Origin of the sequence: Mesorhizobium sp. B1-1-7 (assembly GCF_006442705.1) — a bacterium.
GTDB lineage: Bacteria > Pseudomonadota > Alphaproteobacteria > Rhizobiales > Rhizobiaceae > Mesorhizobium > Mesorhizobium opportunistum.
Genome location: NZ_VFWQ01000001.1, coordinates 97,251 through 111,683, shown reverse-complemented (window position 1 = coordinate 111,683; position 14,433 = coordinate 97,251). Strand labels below are relative to the sequence as shown.

Here is a 14,433-nt window from a genome sequence, read left to right as displayed (position 1 = left end):
CCACCTTCTCAACGCTATTCACCGCTATCCACAATGATATCTGCTTATACCGGCACCGGCGTTGACCCGGCCGGTCACGCGGACGTGAACTACCCCCAGGCCGCCCCGAACAAGACGGCTCAAACACACGGGATCGTCAAAGGAACAACCAGAACTATGGAGCATACAGACCCGCTGAATCGCATCGACCAGCAACTTGCCGAAATTCGACAGCTGCTGGTCGCCGTTATTTTTATTTCCGAGAACGTCGAGCCCTACCAGCACGAGCTGCTGCAGCACTCGGCCATCACACTGTGTCATTGCGCCAATGACAAAATCGCGGCCGCCAACCGCGACGTTTCGCTCTTGCTGCGCAACGCGGCCTGACTCGCCCGGAACAGCCAGAGAACGCGCCGTGCGAGAAAACGACCTCGCACGGCTCGCATTCCTCGCACAGGTTCCGGCTCTGTTCCAAGACCGGATTTCCTAAGTGTTTGATGTTCCACGTGAAACGATGGTGAGCGCGTCGGGGTTCGAACCCGAGACCTACTGATTAAAAGTCAGTTGCTCTACCGGCTGAGCTACGCGCTCCCGCGGGCTCGAAAAGGCCGCCCTCGAAATTGCGCGGAACATAGGGAGAGTGCTTCGGCCGGTCAACCGGAAAAAGCGGGCCTGCGAACCTGTCCAGCGCCGCCAGTTGCGGCACCGTAGGGTCGCTCCTTGACCTCTGCCCGCCAGCGGCGGCCGATGCGGGGGAACAAATCCCCTGCGACGACCGTTTTCGGCCTACAGGGACGTCCGCTAATCCTTCGAGGAGAAGACCCATGAACAGAATCCTATCCGGCGTGATTGCAGCTACCCTTTCGGCCACATTTGTTGCGGCGGAAGTGGTGCCGGTCAACGCTGCAACTGCCTATGTACCCCTATCCCAGACCGTAACGCCTGATGTGCAGACAGTGCAGTACCGCGAGTGGAGGAGAAACCGCTCCTTTGACCGCAATTTCTCGCGCAACCGCAGTTTCGCCCGCAATGGCGGCATGTATTGGAATGGCCATCGCGGCTATCGCGAATACCGTCGCGGCTATCGCCGTCACGGCGACTACTGGTTCCCGCTCGCGGCCTTCGCCACCGGCGCGCTGATCACCGGCGCGATCGTCAACAGCGAGAACAACCGCGTCTATGAAGGCAATGCCCATGTGCAGTGGTGCTACGACCGCTATCGCAGCTACCGCGCTTCGGACAACACGTTCCAGCCGAACTACGGTCCGCGTCGGCAGTGCCGTTCGCCCTATTGATTTGCGGGTGAGTGCCAGCAGCTGCCGAGCAGGCCCGTGCCAGAACCTGGCGCGGGTCTTCTCTTTCAGTGAGTATGGCGAGCCGGCATCAGCCGGCCCAACTGATGGCCTTGATGATGTAAAAACGTGCATCGCCCTCCCCGGAAGGTGAGCGATATGCTCCAAGGGCGTCGCAAATTCGAACCGCCACGGCGCTCAGTTCCCAACCAAGCACTTCCAGCTCGTCATCCACATCCGTCACGTAAGACTGGGCCAGTTCATCGACGCTGTTCGTCTCGCCGAAGGATCGAACCAGCTTTGCGTCGATCATAACGTCGTCGGGCCAATTTGAATTTGCCCAGGCCCAGAGCCAACTCTGCGACTTAATGCTCGTGGAACCGGCAATCTGGACCTCTGCGGTCACTTTGATTTCGCCGTCTTTGGAAAACAAAAGCCTTCTGGTCTCTATGTCATAATCGTAGCGAGACCAGTGGCCGAGCTGGAAGTCTTTCTCCAAGCGGTCATTCTTGGCATTCAGTTGTTCGATAGCCTCGTCGCGCCAAGCAGGATACCAGTCCGGCTTCATTTCTCTCGTCCCCCGACCCAGATAGTTTGATTATTGCACGCTCAGCGTCCTGCGCACAGCATCGCGCCAGCCTGCGAGTTTGGCTGAGCGTATGGAGCTATCCATGTCCGGCTGGAAGCGCCGCTCGAGCGCCCAGCTTTTCGCGAACTTCTTCGCATCCGGCCACACGCCCGCCTTCGAGCCGGCGAGCCAGGCCGCCCCCAGCGCCGTGGTCTCCAGAATGGTCGGGCGGTCGACCGGCGCATCGAGGATGTCGGCCAGGCGCTGCATGGTCCAGTCCGACGCCACCATGCCGCCATCGACCCTGAGCACCGTCTTGGCCGCGCCGCCCTTCCAGTCCTTGCGCATGGCGTCGAGCAGGTCGCGCGTCTGATAGGCGACCGATTCAAGTGCGGCGCGCGCAAACTCCGCCGGACCGGAATTGCGGGTCAGCCCGAAGATGGCGCCGCGCGCTTCGGCGTCCCAGTGCGGCGCGCCGAGCCCGACGAAGGCCGGCACCAGATAGACGTTTTGCGAGGGATCGGCTTCAGCGGCCAATTTGCCGCTCTGCTCGGCCTTGCCGATCACCTTGATGCCGTCGCGCAGCCATTGCACGGCCGCACCGGCAATGAAGATTGAGCCTTCCAGCGCATAGGTCGTCCTGCCGTTCAGCCGGTAGGCTATGGTGGTCAACAGCCGGTTCTTCGAACGGACCAGGTCGCTGCCGGTGTTGAGCAGCGCGAAGCAGCCGGTGCCATAGGTCGACTTCATCATGCCCGGCTCGAAGCAGGCCTGGCCGATGGTCGCGGCATGCTGGTCGCCGGCAACGCCGAGGATTTTTATCTCGGCGCCGAACAGACCCTTCTCGGTGGCGCCGTAGTCGTCGGCGCAATCCTTCACCTCAGGCAGCATCGCGGCGGGGATGCGCAGGATCGAAAGCAGTTCCTCGTCCCAGACATTCTCGGCGATGTTGTAGACCAGCGTGCGCGAGGCATTGGTGGCATCGGTGGCGTGGACCTTGCCGCCGGTCAGCCGCCAGATCAGGAAACTATCGATGGTACCGGCCAGCAACTCGCCCTTCTCCGCGCGTCGCCTCGCCCCTTTCACCTTGTCGAGCATCCAGGCGATCTTGGTGCCCGAGAAATAAGGATCGAGCAGCAGGCCGGTCTTGCGGGTGAATTTCTTCTCCAGCCCTTGCTTCTTGAGCTTGTGGCAGAGCGGTGCGGTGCGGCGATCCTGCCAGACGATCGCATTGTGGATCGGCTTGCCGGTCGCCTTGTCCCAGATGACGACGGTCTCGCGCTGGTTGGTGATGCCGATGGCCGCGACATCCGAAGCGACGCGACCGGCCTTCTTCAGCGCTGCTTTCACCGTCGCCACGACACTGCTCCAGATTTCCTCCGGATCGTGTTCGACCCAGCCGGAGGCCGGATAGTGCTGGGTGAATTCCTTCTGCCCGGAGCCGACGACTTTCATGTCGCCATCGAACATGATCGCCCGGGTCGACGTCGTACCCTGGTCGATCGCCAGCACAAAACCACTCATCCCAACGTCCTCCGCCTTGATACAAAGAAGGGAGACGGCAACACGCCGCCTCCCCTGATTTCACACGGGCGCGAGCGCCCGCATAGACAGTCCTATTTCTGCCAGCTCTTCACCAGTTCGTCGTAGTTGATGGTGATCGGCTTGTCTTTCTCCTGCTCGAGCTTCAGCTGAGGGGCGAGATTGCCGGCCTTGACCGCGTCGGCATTCCAGTAGGCCAGATCGTGCTCTTCGGCCATCTTCGGCCCGATGTCGCCCTGGACACCGGATTTCTCGATACGGCTCATGACCTTTTCCTGATCGGCGCAGAGCGAATCCATGGCTTCCTGCGGCGTCTTGGCACCCGAGGATGCGTCGCCGATGTTCTGCCACCAGAGCTGCGCCAGCTTCGGATAATCCGGCACGTTGGTGCCGGTCGGCGTCCACTGCACACGGGCCGGCGAGCGGTAGAACTCGATCAGACCACCGAGCTTCGGCGCACGTTCGGTGAAGCTCTTGTCGTGGATGGTGGAGTCGCGAATGAAGGTCAGGCCAACCTGGCTCTTCTTCACGTCGACGGTCTTGGAGGTCACGAACTGCGCATAAAGCCAGGCGGCCTTGGCGCGGTCGGTCGGCGTGGACTTCATCAGCGTCCAGGAGCCGACGTCCTGATAGCCGAGCTTCATGCCGTCCTTCCAGTAGGAGCCGTGCGGCGATGGCGCCATACGCCACTTCGGCGTACCGTCCTCGTTCATGACCGGCAGGCCCGGCTTGACCATGTCGGCTGTGAAGGCGGTGTACCAGAAGATCTGCTGGGCAACATTGCCTTGCGACGGCACGGGACCGGATTCGGAGAAGGTCATGCCCTGAGCTTCCGGCGGCGCATAGGCTTTGAGCCAGTCAAGATACTTCTGGATGGCGTAGACCGATGCTGGTCCATTGGTGTCGCCGCCGCGTGCCGTGCACGAGCCGACAGGCCGTGAATTCGCATCGACCTTGATGCCCCATTCGTCGACCGGCACGCCATTCGGCAGGCCCTTGTCGCCGTTGCCGGCCATCGACAGCCAGGCGTCGGTGAACCGCCAGCCGAGCGACGGATCCTTCTTGCCGTAGTCCATGTGGCCATAGACCTTCTTGCCGTCGACGTCGCGGCCGGTGAAGAACGCGGCGATGTCCTCATAGGCCGACCAGTTGACCGGGACGCCGAGATCGTAGCCGTATTTGGCCTTGAAGTCGGCCTTGTTCTTCTCATCGTTGAACCAGTCGTAGCGGAACCAATAGAGGTTCGCGAACTGCTGGTCGGGAAGCTGGTAAAGCTTCTTGTCCGGCGCGGTGGTGAACTTGGTGCCGATGAAGTCGTCGACGTCCAGCATCGGATCGGTGACGTCCTTGCCTTCGCCCGCCATCCAGTCGGTCAGGTTGCGCACCTGCTGGTAGCGCCAGTGCGTGCCGATCAGATCCGAATCGTTGACCCAGCCGTCGTAGATGTTCTGGCCGGTTTGCATCTGGGTCTGAATCTTTTCGACGACGTCGCCTTCTTGGATGACGTCATGCGTGACCTTGATGCCGGTAATGGCGGTAAAGGCCGGCGCCAGCACCTGAGACTCGTACTGGTGCGTGGTCAAGGTTTCCGACACGACCTTGATGTCCATGCCGGCGAAGGGCTTGGCCGCGTCGATAAACCACTGCATTTGCTTTTCCTGGTCGGCACGGGAAAGCGTCGAGACGTCGCCTATTTCCTTGTCCAGGAAGGCCTTGGCCTCGTCCATTCCGGCATACGCATTGCCTGCCCCGAGCAATAGGACAAGCGCAGTCGTCGATGTAAGAAATTGCCGTCGCATTGTGTTTCCTCCACATTTTGAAAAGATTTCAAGTGCGATCTGGAGCGGCCGCCGGTATGCGGCCGTTCCAACAGTTTCCCCCTCTATACGTAGCGGAACACGCCGACGGCGTAGACCACGGAGAGAGCGAGAGCCCACCACAGGTTGGGTCCGACAAGACCCAGCCAAGCGAGATGGATAAAGGCGCTGCCAAGCAGCGACAGGAAAAGACGGTCGCCGCGCGTCGTCTCGAAGCGCAGCACGCCGACGCGCGGATTGCCGCCCGGAGAGGCGTATTCCCAAGCGCCCATCCCGACCAGAAGCAGCACGATGACGGCGAAGAAGGCGGCCGTCGGCCAGGTCCACGCCATCCAGGAGAAGTCGAGGTTCATGGTCACACCCTCCCGAGGGCGAAGCCCTTGAAGATGGTGTTGCGGACGAACCTTTGCGTTCGTTTCATCATACCCTCCCCAGGGCGAAGCCCTTGGCGATGTAGTTGCGGACGAACCAGATGACGAGCGCGCCGGGGATCAGCGTCAGCACGCCGGCTGCGGCCAGCAGCCCCCAGTCCATGCCCGATGCCGAGACGGTACGGGTCATTGTGGCGGCGATCGGCTTGGCGTCTGTCGTGGTCAGCGTGCGGGCGATCAGCAGCTCGACCCACGAGAACATGAAGCAGAAAAAGCAGGCGACGCCGATGCCGCTGGCGATCAGCGGCATGAAGATTTTTACGAAGAAGCGCGGGAATGAATAACCGTCGATATAGGCGGTCTCGTCGATTTCCTTCGGCACGCCCGACATGAAGCCCTCGAGGATCCACACCGCCAGCGGCACGTTGAACAGGCAGTGCGCCAGCGCCACCGCGATATGCGTGTCAATGAGGCCGAAGGCGGAATAGAGCTGGAAGAACGGCAGTGCGAACACCGCCGGCGGCGCCATGCGGTTGGTCAAAAGCCAGAAGAACAGATGCTTGTCGCCGAGAAAACGATAGCGCGAGAAGGCGTAGGCAGCCGGCAACGCCACGGACACCGAAATCACCATGTTCATGACGACATAGGTGATCGAGTTGATGTAGCCGGAATACCACGCCTTCTGCGTGAAGATGGTGACGTAGTTGGCGATCGTAGGCTGATGCGGATAGAGCGTCAGCGAATTGACGATCTCGGCATTGGTCTTGAAGCTCATGTTGATGAGCCAGTAGATCGGCAGCAGCAACACGATGATGTAAAGCGTCGGCACGATCCACCACCAGCGCGATTCCTCGCCGCGCCGGCGCATGCGCCGATCGATTTCGCTCTGCGACAGCGCGCTGGAGAGCCCTTCTGAAACCTGGCTCACCCGGTCACGCTCCGTCGTCGTCTCGTTGGCGCGGCCCATCTCAGCGCTCCGCGTCGTAGTTGGTCATCACGGTGTAGAACACCCATGACAACAACAGGATGATGAGAAAGTAGACCAGCGACATGGCCGCCGCCGGCCCAAGGTCGAATTGGCCGAGTGCGGTCTTGACGAGGTCGATCGACAGGAATGTCGTCGAATTGCCCGGCCCGCCGCCGGTGACGACGAAGGGTTCGGTGTAGATCATGAAACTGTCCATGAAGCGCAGCAGCACGGCGATCAGAAGCACGCGCTGCATCTTCGGCAACTGGATGTAGCGGAACACCGCCCAGCGCGAGGCGCCGTCGATCTTGGCCGCCTGATAGAAGGCATCCGGGATCGAGACCAGGCCGGCATAGCAGAGCAGCACGACGAGGCTGGTCCAGTGCCAGACGTCCATGACGATGATCGTCACCCAGGCGTCGAACGGATCCTGCACATAATTGTAGTCGATGCCGATCGCGTTGAGATAATAGCCCAGCAGGCCGATGTCGTTGCGTCCGAACACCTGCCAGATGGTGCCGACGACGTTCCACGGGATCAGCAGCGGCAGCGACATCAAAACCAGGCAGACAGGAACGCCCCAGCCCTTTTTCGGCATGTTGAGCGCGATGAAAATGCCGAGCGGCACCTCGATCGCCAGGATGATGAAGGAGAAGATCAGGTTGCGCACCATCGCTTCCCAGAAGCGGCTGGACGAAAGCAATTCCTCGAACCATTCGGTGCCGGCCCAGGTGAAGACATTGTTGCCGAACGTGTCCTGCACCGAATAGTTGACGACGGTCATCAGCGGGACGACAGCGGTGAAGGCCACCAGCACCAGCACCGGCAGCACCAGAAACCAGGCCTTGTTGTTCCAGGTCTTGTCCATCTATGCCCCCATCTCGACACGCCAGGAATCGGCATAGATGTTGATGCCGGCCGGATCGAACCGCACCTTCGGTTCAGCCGGAACCGTTTCGTCCTCGCCGATCACGGCCGCGATGTCCCGGCCTTCCAGTTTGGCGCGCACCACCTTGTGGCGACCGACGTCTTCGACCTTGCTGATCGAGACAGCCATGCCGTCGCGACCGAGCCGTACATATTCAGGACGGATGCCGAGTTCGACTGCGCCGCTGCCGGCTTTGGGCGCGCCCGGCAATTCGATCCGTTGCGGACCGAGCATTGCCGTCCTGCCTTCGATCGCCACCGGCATGACGTTCATGCCCGGCGAGCCGATGAAATAGCCGACGAAGGTATGGCGCGGCCGCTCGAACAGTTCCGCCGGCGTGCCGATCTGGACGATGCCCCCGTCAAACATGACCACCACCTGGTCGGCGAAGGTCAGCGCCTCGGTCTGGTCGTGCGTGACATAGACCATGGTGTAGCCGAAGCGGCGGTGAAGCTGCTTGAGCTGTGAACGCAGCACCCACTTCATGTGCGGATCGATGACAGTCAGTGGCTCGTCGAACAGGATGGCATTGACGTCCGAGCGCACCAGACCTCGGCCGAGCGAGATCTTCTGCTTCTGGTCGGCGGTCAGGCCCCTCGCCTTCTTCTTGGCCCAGGACGACAGGTCGATCATCTCCAGCGTCTCGCGCACCTTGCGGTCGACGTCGGCTTCCGGCACGCCGCGATTGCGCAGCGGGAACGCCAAATTGTCGTAGACGGTCATGGTGTCGTAGATGACCGGAAACTGGAACACCTGTGCGATGTTGCGCTCCTGGGTCGACAGGCTGGTCACGTTCCTGCCGTTGAACAGCAGCTGGCCGTGCGAGGGATGCAGCAGGCCCGAAATGATGTTGAGCAGCGTGGTCTTGCCGCAGCCGGAAGGCCCGAGCAGCGCATAGGCGCCGCCGTCCTCGAAGGTGTGATGCACTTCGCGCAGCGCGAAATCGGCATCCGTTCGCGGGTTCGGCAGGTAGGAATGCCTGACATGGTTGACGTTGATGCGCGCCATATCGCCCTCCTCAAGCCGCCAGCTTCGGTGCCGTCACGGCGCGGCCGTGCTCGTCGAAAACCATGATGTGACGCGGGTCGATAAACACATCGATCGCATCATCGGGCTCGAAATCGAGGATGCCGTGAGACAGCATGACCCAGCGTGCATCGGCGAAGTCGAGATGGATGAAACTCTCCGACCCAGTGATTTCTGTGATGGTGACCTTGGCTCGCACCGGCACTGCCAAGGCATTGGGCCGTTCGAGCGAAAGATGGTGCGGTTGAAAACCAACCGTGTAGTTCGCATCGGCAATGCCGACGAGTTCGGGCGGCACCGGCAGCTTGACCCCGCCCTCGAGCAGGAAGTCGGCGCCTTTCTTGGCCAGCACGATGGTGTTGAGCGGCGGATCGGCGAACGTCTTGGCCGTCACCAGGTCGACCGGCTTGCGGAACACATCGATGGTCGGCCCGAACTGGGTGATCTGGCCTTCCGATAGCGTCGCGGTGTTGCCGCCGAGCAGCAACGCCTCGTGCGGCTCGGTCGTGGCGTAAACGAAGATGGTGCCGGCGGCGGCAAAAATCCTCGGCAGTTCGGCGCGCAATTCCTCGCGCAGCTTGTAGTCGAGATTGGCGAGCGGCTCATCGAGCAGCACCAGGCTGGCATTCTTGACGATGGCGCGCGCCAATGCGGTGCGCTGCTGCTGCCCGCCAGACAGGTTGAGCGGCGTGCGGTCGAGATAGGGCGTCAGTTTCAGCAATGCGGCGGCTTCGCGCACCTGGCTGTCGATCTTGGCCTGCTCGATGCCGGCCACCCGCAGCGGCGAGGCGATGTTCTCATAGACCGTCATCGCCGGATAGTTGATGAACTGCTGGTAGACCATGGCGATCTTGCGCTTCTGGACCGGCATGCCGGTGACATTCTGGCCGTCGAACCAGACCGAGCCGGAAGTCGGCACATCGAGGCCGGCCATCAGCCGCATCAAGCTGGTCTTGCCTGAAAGCGTTGGGCCGAGCAGGACGTTGAGCGAGCCGTGCTGAAGCGTCAGCGACACGTCGCGGATGTGCTCGATCGCACCGACCGTCTTGGTGACGTTCCTCAGTTCCAGCATGACGCCTCCTCCCAGGCTTTCCGCATCAGCTCAAAAACCTCTTCATTCAGCGGCCGCGACGTGCCGCCGGCTTATGCCACGCATGAATTCATCGAGTGCGGAAACCTGCTCACGGCCAAGATGCAGGCCGCGCTTGGTCCGCCGCCACAGCACGTCTTCCGCCGTGATAGCCCATTCGTTTTCAACGAGATAACGCACTTCGGCCTCGTAGAGATCGCCGCCGAAATTGCGGCCGAGATCGGCATTCGATTTGGCAAGGCCGAGCAGGTTCTGTGCACGCGTCCCGTAAAGCCGGGTCAGCCGGCGGGCAAGGCGCGCGTCGAGGAACGCATAGGCCGCCTTCAGCTTTGCCACCTGCGCGTCGAAACCGGTGGCGGGGAAGTCACCCCCAGGCAGTGGCGCGTTGGCGGTCCATGGCTTGCCGCGCTTGCCGAGAAAACCTTCGATCTTTTCCAGCATCGATTCCGACAGCCGGCGGTAGGTGGTGATCTTGCCGCCGAAAGCGTTGACGATCGGGGCCGCGCCGTCGCCGCCATCGGCCTTCAGCACATAGTCGCGAGTTGCTTCCTGCGCCTTGGAGGCGCCGTCATCATAGAGCGGGCGAACCGCCGAATAGGTCCAGACAATGTCCGAGCGCTTCACCGGTTGCGCGAAATACTCGCTGGCCGCGGCGCAGAGATAGTCGATCTCGGTGTCGCTGATCTTCACGTCGTGCGGATCGCCGGGATAGTCCCGGTCGGTGGTGCCGATCAGCGTGAACTCTTCCTCATAGGGAATGGCGAAGATGATGCGCCCATCCCTGTTCTGGAAGAAATAGGCGCGCGGATCGTCGAATTTCTTGGCGATGACGATGTGACTGCCCTGCACGAGGCGGACATTGTGGACATCGTTCTGGCCGACGACGCCGGACAGGACATGATCGACCCATGGACCGGCAGCATTGACCAGCAGCCTTGCCTTGATCTCCTCGGTCGCGCCTGTCTGCAGGTTCTCGATCTTGATCGCCCAGATGCCACCTTCGCGGCGTGCCTCGACCACCTTGGTGCGGGTTCGGATCGTCGCGCCGCGGTCGGCGGCATCGCGTGCATTGAGCGCCACCAGGCGTGCATCATTGACCCAGCCATCCGAATATTCGAAAGCCTTCTTGAACAATGGCTTCAAGGGCTTGCCCGCCGGGTCGCTCGCCATGTCGAGCGTCCTGGTCGCCGGCAGCAATTTGCGCCCGCCAATATGGTCGTAGAGGAACAGGCCGAGCCGGATCAGCCAGGCCGGGCGCAGGCCCTTGGCATAGGGCAGCACGAAACGCATCGGCCAGATGATGTGCGGGGCGTTCTTCCACAGAACCTCGCGTTCCATGAGCGCCTCGCGCACCAGGCGAAATTCGTAGAATTCGAGATAGCGCAGCCCGCCATGGATCAACTTGGTCGAACCGGAGGATGTTCCGCTGGCGAGATCGTTCATCTCGGCGAGAAAAACCGAAAAGCCACGACCGACGGCATCGCGGGCGATGCCGCAGCCGTTGATGCCGCCACCTATGACGAAAATGTCACGGATTGAAGATGCGTCCACTTAGCTCCTCCACGATTTCGCATTGCACCATTTTGGGTCTTTTGCGAAACCGTGGTGGAATTATTTCGAACTGATAACGAATGTCAAACGAAATATCGCGAGCCTGTGAGACGGCCGTGAAACCTCTTAGCCGAGCGATGTCTCGATCAGTTGAACCTCTGCCTCCTGGCAGATCTTGCGCACCGAAGGAATGTCGCAGCGATCGGTGATGAAGGTGTTGACCTGCGACAGATGGCCGATGCGCACAGGCGCGGTGCGTTCGAATTTGGTCTGGTCGGAAACCAGGATGACATGTCTTGCGTTGGCGATAATCGCTTGCGCCACCTTCACCTCGCGAAAATCGAAATCGAGCAAGGCGCCGTCATGGTCGATCGCCGAGGCGCCGATCACGGCATAGTCGACCTTGAATTGCCTGATGAAATCGACCGCCGCTTCACCCACGACACCGCCATCGGAGCCGCGCACCACCCCGCCGGCGATCACCACCTCGATCGAAGGATATATACGCATCCTATTGGCAACATTGATGTTATTAGTAATCACCATGAGACCGTTGTGGTCGAGCAAAGCCTTGCTGACCGACTCCGTCGTGGTGCCTATGTTGATGAACAGCGAAGCGTTGTCGGGGATCAGCTTGGCCGCCGCGCGTCCGATCGCCTCCTTCTCTTCGGCGGCAATCTTGCGCCGCGCCTCATACTCCATGTTCTCTATGCCCGAGGGAAACAACGCGCCGCCATGGATGCGCGAAAGCAGCCGCTGGTCGCAGAGGTCGTTGAGGTCCTTGCGGATGGTTTGCGGCGTCACGTTGAAATGCGTTGCCAGGTCGTCGACCAGCACGCGCCCATTATCCTTGGCCATCTGGACGATTTCGGCATGGCGCGGCGATAGATACATTTGGGCAAGCTCCCGTTTTCGTTTTTCTTGAGCATAGTTGAAAACGAAACCGATGAAAAGGCACAAGCCGGCTAACGAAAATCACATGATTGCAAAGACAAACTCCTGCGCAATCCGGAACAGCCTTGATTAGGACATGGCGCGCGCGACTTCGGTGATGACCGCGAAAGCCGCATCGACGTCGCCAGCCGTCGCCTCGAACTGACCAACCTGGAAGCGGATCGCCACCCGTCCATCGACCCTCGTCTGTGTCAGGTAGATGCGGCCGTCATCGTTGATCGCATTGACCAGCCGCAGATTGTGTTCGTCAGAATTGGCGTCCGGGGCCGCCTCGTGCCGGAACGAAAACAGCGAGAGCATCGGTTGGCTGACGATCTCGAAATCGGCCTCTTTGGCCAGCCGCGCGGCGAGGCCTTCGCTCCAGGCGACATGGTTGCGGATCATCGTGCGCAGGTTTTCCAGCCCGTGAGCCCGCAGCAGGAACCACAATTTCAGGGCGCGGAAGCGCCGCCCGAGCGGCACCGACCATTCGGAGTAGTTGATGATGCCGTCGTGACCATGGGTCTTCAGATAGTCCGGCTTGATGGCCAGCGTCCTGACATGGCTTTCGGGATCGCGCAGGAACTGGATGGAGCAGTCGAATTGCGCGCCCAGCCATTTGTGCGGATTGAAGACGATCGAATCGGCGCCTTCGACGCCGGTCCAGAAATGCCGGTACTCAGGACAGATCATCGCCGACCCCGCCCATGCCGCGTCGACATGAAGATAAAGCCCATGCCGCCGCGCCACCTCGGCGACCGCGGCAATGTCATCGGTACCGCCGGTGCTGGTGCCGCCAACGCAAGCGATGATCCCCGCCGGCAGCATGCCGGCTTGCCGGTCCGCGATGATCGCCGCTTCGAGAGCCGAAGTATCCATGGCACGAAAACGGCCGGCGACCGGAATGCGCACCAGATTGTCCTCGCCGATACCCGACACCCAGATCGCCCGGTCGATGGAGGTGTGCACCTGGTCGGAGGAATAGATGCGCAACCGCTCCTGCCCGGCCAGCCCCTTTTTGTTGCCTTGCCAGTCCAGCGCCCGCTCGCGCATGGTCAGCACCGCGTTCAGTGTCGCCGACGAGGCCGAATCCTGGATCGCGCCGGAAAAGCCCTGCGGCAGGCCGAGCGCCTGGCGCATCCAGTCGACGGTGCGCGTCTCGAGTTCGGTCGCCGCCGGCGAGGTCTGCCAGAGCATGCATTGCGCGGCCATCGCCGACACCAGGTACTCCGCCACCACCGAGACCGGCGCGGCGTTGGCCGGGAAATAGGCGAAGAAACGCGGATGCTGCCAATGCGTCATCCCCGGCACGATCTTCTCCTCGAAATCGGCGAAGATCCTGTCCATCGGTTCGGCGTCTTCGGGCGGCGAGGCTTCTATGCTCCTGAAGATGTCGCCCGGCTCGACCAGCGGCCGCACCGGCCGCTCGCGCAATGTGTCGCGATAGTCGGCGCCCCAGTCGGCGGCGCGTTGCGACCATCGCCGGAAATCATTGTTATTCATCTTGTCCTCCCGACACGATCGCAATGCCGGCACTCTTCGCCCGGCCTTCAAAATCCATTACTAATTAACATGTGAAGCATATGCAACGGCTGACGCCTGCTGCACGCGCCCTACCCCGGAAAATCCGGCAGGCTGGCAAAGGCCGTCTTCAACGCATTCGACCAGCCATCGGAGATCGTGCGATAATACTGGTCGTCCTGGCCGATCCGCTTCCTCAAGCCGACCTTGAAGGCATCATTCTCCAGGAAAAGCAGGTCGAGCGGCAGCCCGACCGACAGGTTCGACTTCAGCGTCGAATCGAAGGAAACCAGCAGCAGCTTCACCGTCTCGGCGAGGCTCATCGTCCGCTCATAGGCGCGGATGATGATCGGCTTGCCGTATTTGGTCTCGCCGATCTGGAAGAACGGCGTGTCGTCGGTGGACTCGATGAAATTGCCCTCGGGATAGATCATGAACAGCCTGGGCGGGCTGCCCTTGATCTGTCCGCCCAGGATGAAGGAGGCGTTGAAATAGGAATCAGCCTTCTCGCCCGCGGGCGAAGAGTGCGCGATCACTTCCTTGACGGTGTCTCCGACCAGCCGCACCGTCTGATACATGGACGGCGTTTCGAGCAGCGTTGCATGGCGGTCCGCCACGGCCTTGGTGCGCTCGTCCAGCAGGCTGACCACGGCCTGCGTCGTCGCCAGATTGCCGGCCGACATCAAGACGATGACGCGCTCGCCGGGCTCTTCCCAGACATGCATCTTCTTAAAGGTCGAGATCGAATCCATACCCGCATTGGTGCGCGTGTCCGACATGAACACGAGCCCGCGATCGATCTTCAGGCCGACGCAATAGGTCATGGAATCTCTTCTGGCACCAATCCT

14 protein-coding genes and 1 tRNA gene are annotated in these 14,433 nt (G+C 61.2%); 2 read left to right on the top strand and 13 right to left on the bottom strand.

The window, feature by feature from the left end:
• Positions 1–33 precede the first annotated feature (33 nt).
• Positions 34–366, top strand: coding sequence for a hypothetical protein (locus FJ978_RS00520; RefSeq protein ID WP_140569374.1), 333 nt, complete (start codon positions 34–36; stop codon positions 364–366).
• A gap of 128 nt (positions 367–494) precedes the next feature.
• Here the strand turns inward: FJ978_RS00520 and FJ978_RS00515 are convergent.
• Positions 495–570: transfer RNA gene (locus tag FJ978_RS00515), tRNA-Lys, on the bottom strand.
• 233 nt (positions 571–803) lie between these two features.
• On the opposite strand from FJ978_RS00515, the gene FJ978_RS00510 reads away from it, so the two are divergent.
• Positions 804–1,274, top strand: coding sequence for a BA14K family protein (locus tag FJ978_RS00510; RefSeq protein WP_013895321.1), 471 nt, complete (start codon positions 804–806; stop codon positions 1,272–1,274).
• Between the two features lie 88 nt (positions 1,275–1,362).
• On the opposite strand, the gene FJ978_RS00505 is transcribed toward FJ978_RS00510, so the two are convergent.
• The 12 genes from FJ978_RS00505 to FJ978_RS00450 all read right to left on the bottom strand — a co-directional run bounded on the left by FJ978_RS00505 (position 1,363) and on the right by FJ978_RS00450 (position 14,409).
• Positions 1,363–1,839, bottom strand: a complete 477-nt coding sequence (locus FJ978_RS00505) for a DUF6882 domain-containing protein (protein WP_140569373.1) — start codon at positions 1,837–1,839, stop codon at positions 1,363–1,365.
• Positions 1,840–1,869: 30 nt separating this feature from the next.
• Positions 1,870–3,363: a glycerol kinase GlpK gene (gene glpK / locus FJ978_RS00500; protein WP_140569371.1), complete on the bottom strand. Its 1,494-nt coding sequence runs from the start codon at positions 3,361–3,363 to the stop codon at positions 1,870–1,872.
• A 92-nt stretch (positions 3,364–3,455) separates the two neighbouring features.
• Complete coding sequence (locus FJ978_RS00495; RefSeq protein WP_013895318.1) at positions 3,456–5,180, bottom strand: ABC transporter substrate-binding protein; 1,725 nt, start codon at positions 5,178–5,180, stop codon at positions 3,456–3,458.
• Between the two features lie 83 nt (positions 5,181–5,263).
• Positions 5,264–5,551, bottom strand: coding sequence for a DUF2160 domain-containing protein (locus FJ978_RS00490; RefSeq protein WP_140569369.1), 288 nt, complete (start codon positions 5,549–5,551; stop codon positions 5,264–5,266).
• Positions 5,552–5,618: 67 nt separating this feature from the next.
• Positions 5,619–6,536 (bottom strand): carbohydrate ABC transporter permease, encoded by a 918-nt coding sequence (locus FJ978_RS00485; RefSeq protein ID WP_013895316.1) that lies wholly within the window; start codon positions 6,534–6,536, stop codon positions 5,619–5,621.
• Position 6,537: 1 nt separating this feature from the next.
• A complete protein-coding gene (locus tag FJ978_RS00480) occupies positions 6,538–7,404 on the bottom strand; it encodes a sugar ABC transporter permease (protein WP_013895315.1) in 867 nt (288 codons plus the stop codon).
• Entirely contained in the window at positions 7,405–8,472 is a 1,068-nt protein-coding gene (locus FJ978_RS00475) for an ABC transporter ATP-binding protein (RefSeq protein WP_140569368.1), read from the bottom strand.
• A gap of 10 nt (positions 8,473–8,482) precedes the next feature.
• Positions 8,483–9,562 carry an ABC transporter ATP-binding protein gene (locus tag FJ978_RS00470; protein ID WP_140569366.1) on the bottom strand — a complete coding sequence of 360 codons (1,080 nt, stop codon included), beginning with the start codon at positions 9,560–9,562 and terminating at the stop codon, positions 8,483–8,485.
• A gap of 42 nt (positions 9,563–9,604) precedes the next feature.
• Positions 9,605–11,131, bottom strand: coding sequence for a glycerol-3-phosphate dehydrogenase (gene glpD / locus FJ978_RS00465; RefSeq protein ID WP_140569365.1), 1,527 nt, complete (start codon positions 11,129–11,131; stop codon positions 9,605–9,607).
• Positions 11,132–11,257: 126 nt separating this feature from the next.
• Positions 11,258–12,025, bottom strand: coding sequence for a DeoR/GlpR family DNA-binding transcription regulator (locus FJ978_RS00460; RefSeq protein WP_013895311.1), 768 nt, complete (start codon positions 12,023–12,025; stop codon positions 11,258–11,260).
• A 129-nt stretch (positions 12,026–12,154) separates the two neighbouring features.
• Positions 12,155–13,567 (bottom strand): aspartate aminotransferase family protein, encoded by a 1,413-nt coding sequence (locus FJ978_RS00455; protein WP_013895310.1) that lies wholly within the window; start codon positions 13,565–13,567, stop codon positions 12,155–12,157.
• 110 nt (positions 13,568–13,677) lie between these two features.
• On the bottom strand, positions 13,678–14,409 hold the full coding sequence (locus FJ978_RS00450) for a peptidase (RefSeq protein ID WP_013895309.1): 732 nt from the start codon (positions 14,407–14,409) through the stop codon (positions 13,678–13,680).
• Between the last annotated feature and the right edge of the window lie 24 nt (positions 14,410–14,433).

Bases quoted from the DNA above. Each gene is read 5' to 3' on its own strand.
- FJ978_RS00470 (WP_140569366.1), bottom strand. From the start codon at position 9,562: ATGCTGGAACTGAGGAACGTCACCAAGACGGTCGGTGCGATCGAGCAC.
- FJ978_RS00510 (WP_013895321.1), top strand. From the start codon at position 804: ATGAACAGAATCCTATCCGGCGTGATTGCAGCTACCCTTTCGGCCACA.
- glpK (WP_140569371.1), bottom strand. From the start codon at position 3,363: ATGAGTGGTTTTGTGCTGGCGATCGACCAGGGTACGACGTCGACCCGG.
- FJ978_RS00505 (WP_140569373.1), bottom strand. From the start codon at position 1,839: ATGAAGCCGGACTGGTATCCTGCTTGGCGCGACGAGGCTATCGAACAA.
- FJ978_RS00475 (WP_140569368.1), bottom strand. From the start codon at position 8,472: ATGGCGCGCATCAACGTCAACCATGTCAGGCATTCCTACCTGCCGAAC.
- FJ978_RS00485 (WP_013895316.1), bottom strand. From the start codon at position 6,536: ATGGGCCGCGCCAACGAGACGACGACGGAGCGTGACCGGGTGAGCCAG.
- FJ978_RS00460 (WP_013895311.1), bottom strand. From the start codon at position 12,025: ATGTATCTATCGCCGCGCCATGCCGAAATCGTCCAGATGGCCAAGGAT.
- FJ978_RS00455 (WP_013895310.1), bottom strand. From the start codon at position 13,567: ATGAATAACAATGATTTCCGGCGATGGTCGCAACGCGCCGCCGACTGG.
- FJ978_RS00450 (WP_013895309.1), bottom strand. From the start codon at position 14,409: ATGACCTATTGCGTCGGCCTGAAGATCGATCGCGGGCTCGTGTTCATG.
- FJ978_RS00490 (WP_140569369.1), bottom strand. From the start codon at position 5,551: ATGAACCTCGACTTCTCCTGGATGGCGTGGACCTGGCCGACGGCCGCC.
- FJ978_RS00480 (WP_013895315.1), bottom strand. From the start codon at position 7,404: ATGGACAAGACCTGGAACAACAAGGCCTGGTTTCTGGTGCTGCCGGTG.
- FJ978_RS00495 (WP_013895318.1), bottom strand. From the start codon at position 5,180: ATGCGACGGCAATTTCTTACATCGACGACTGCGCTTGTCCTATTGCTC.
- FJ978_RS00520 (WP_140569374.1), top strand. From the start codon at position 34: ATGATATCTGCTTATACCGGCACCGGCGTTGACCCGGCCGGTCACGCG.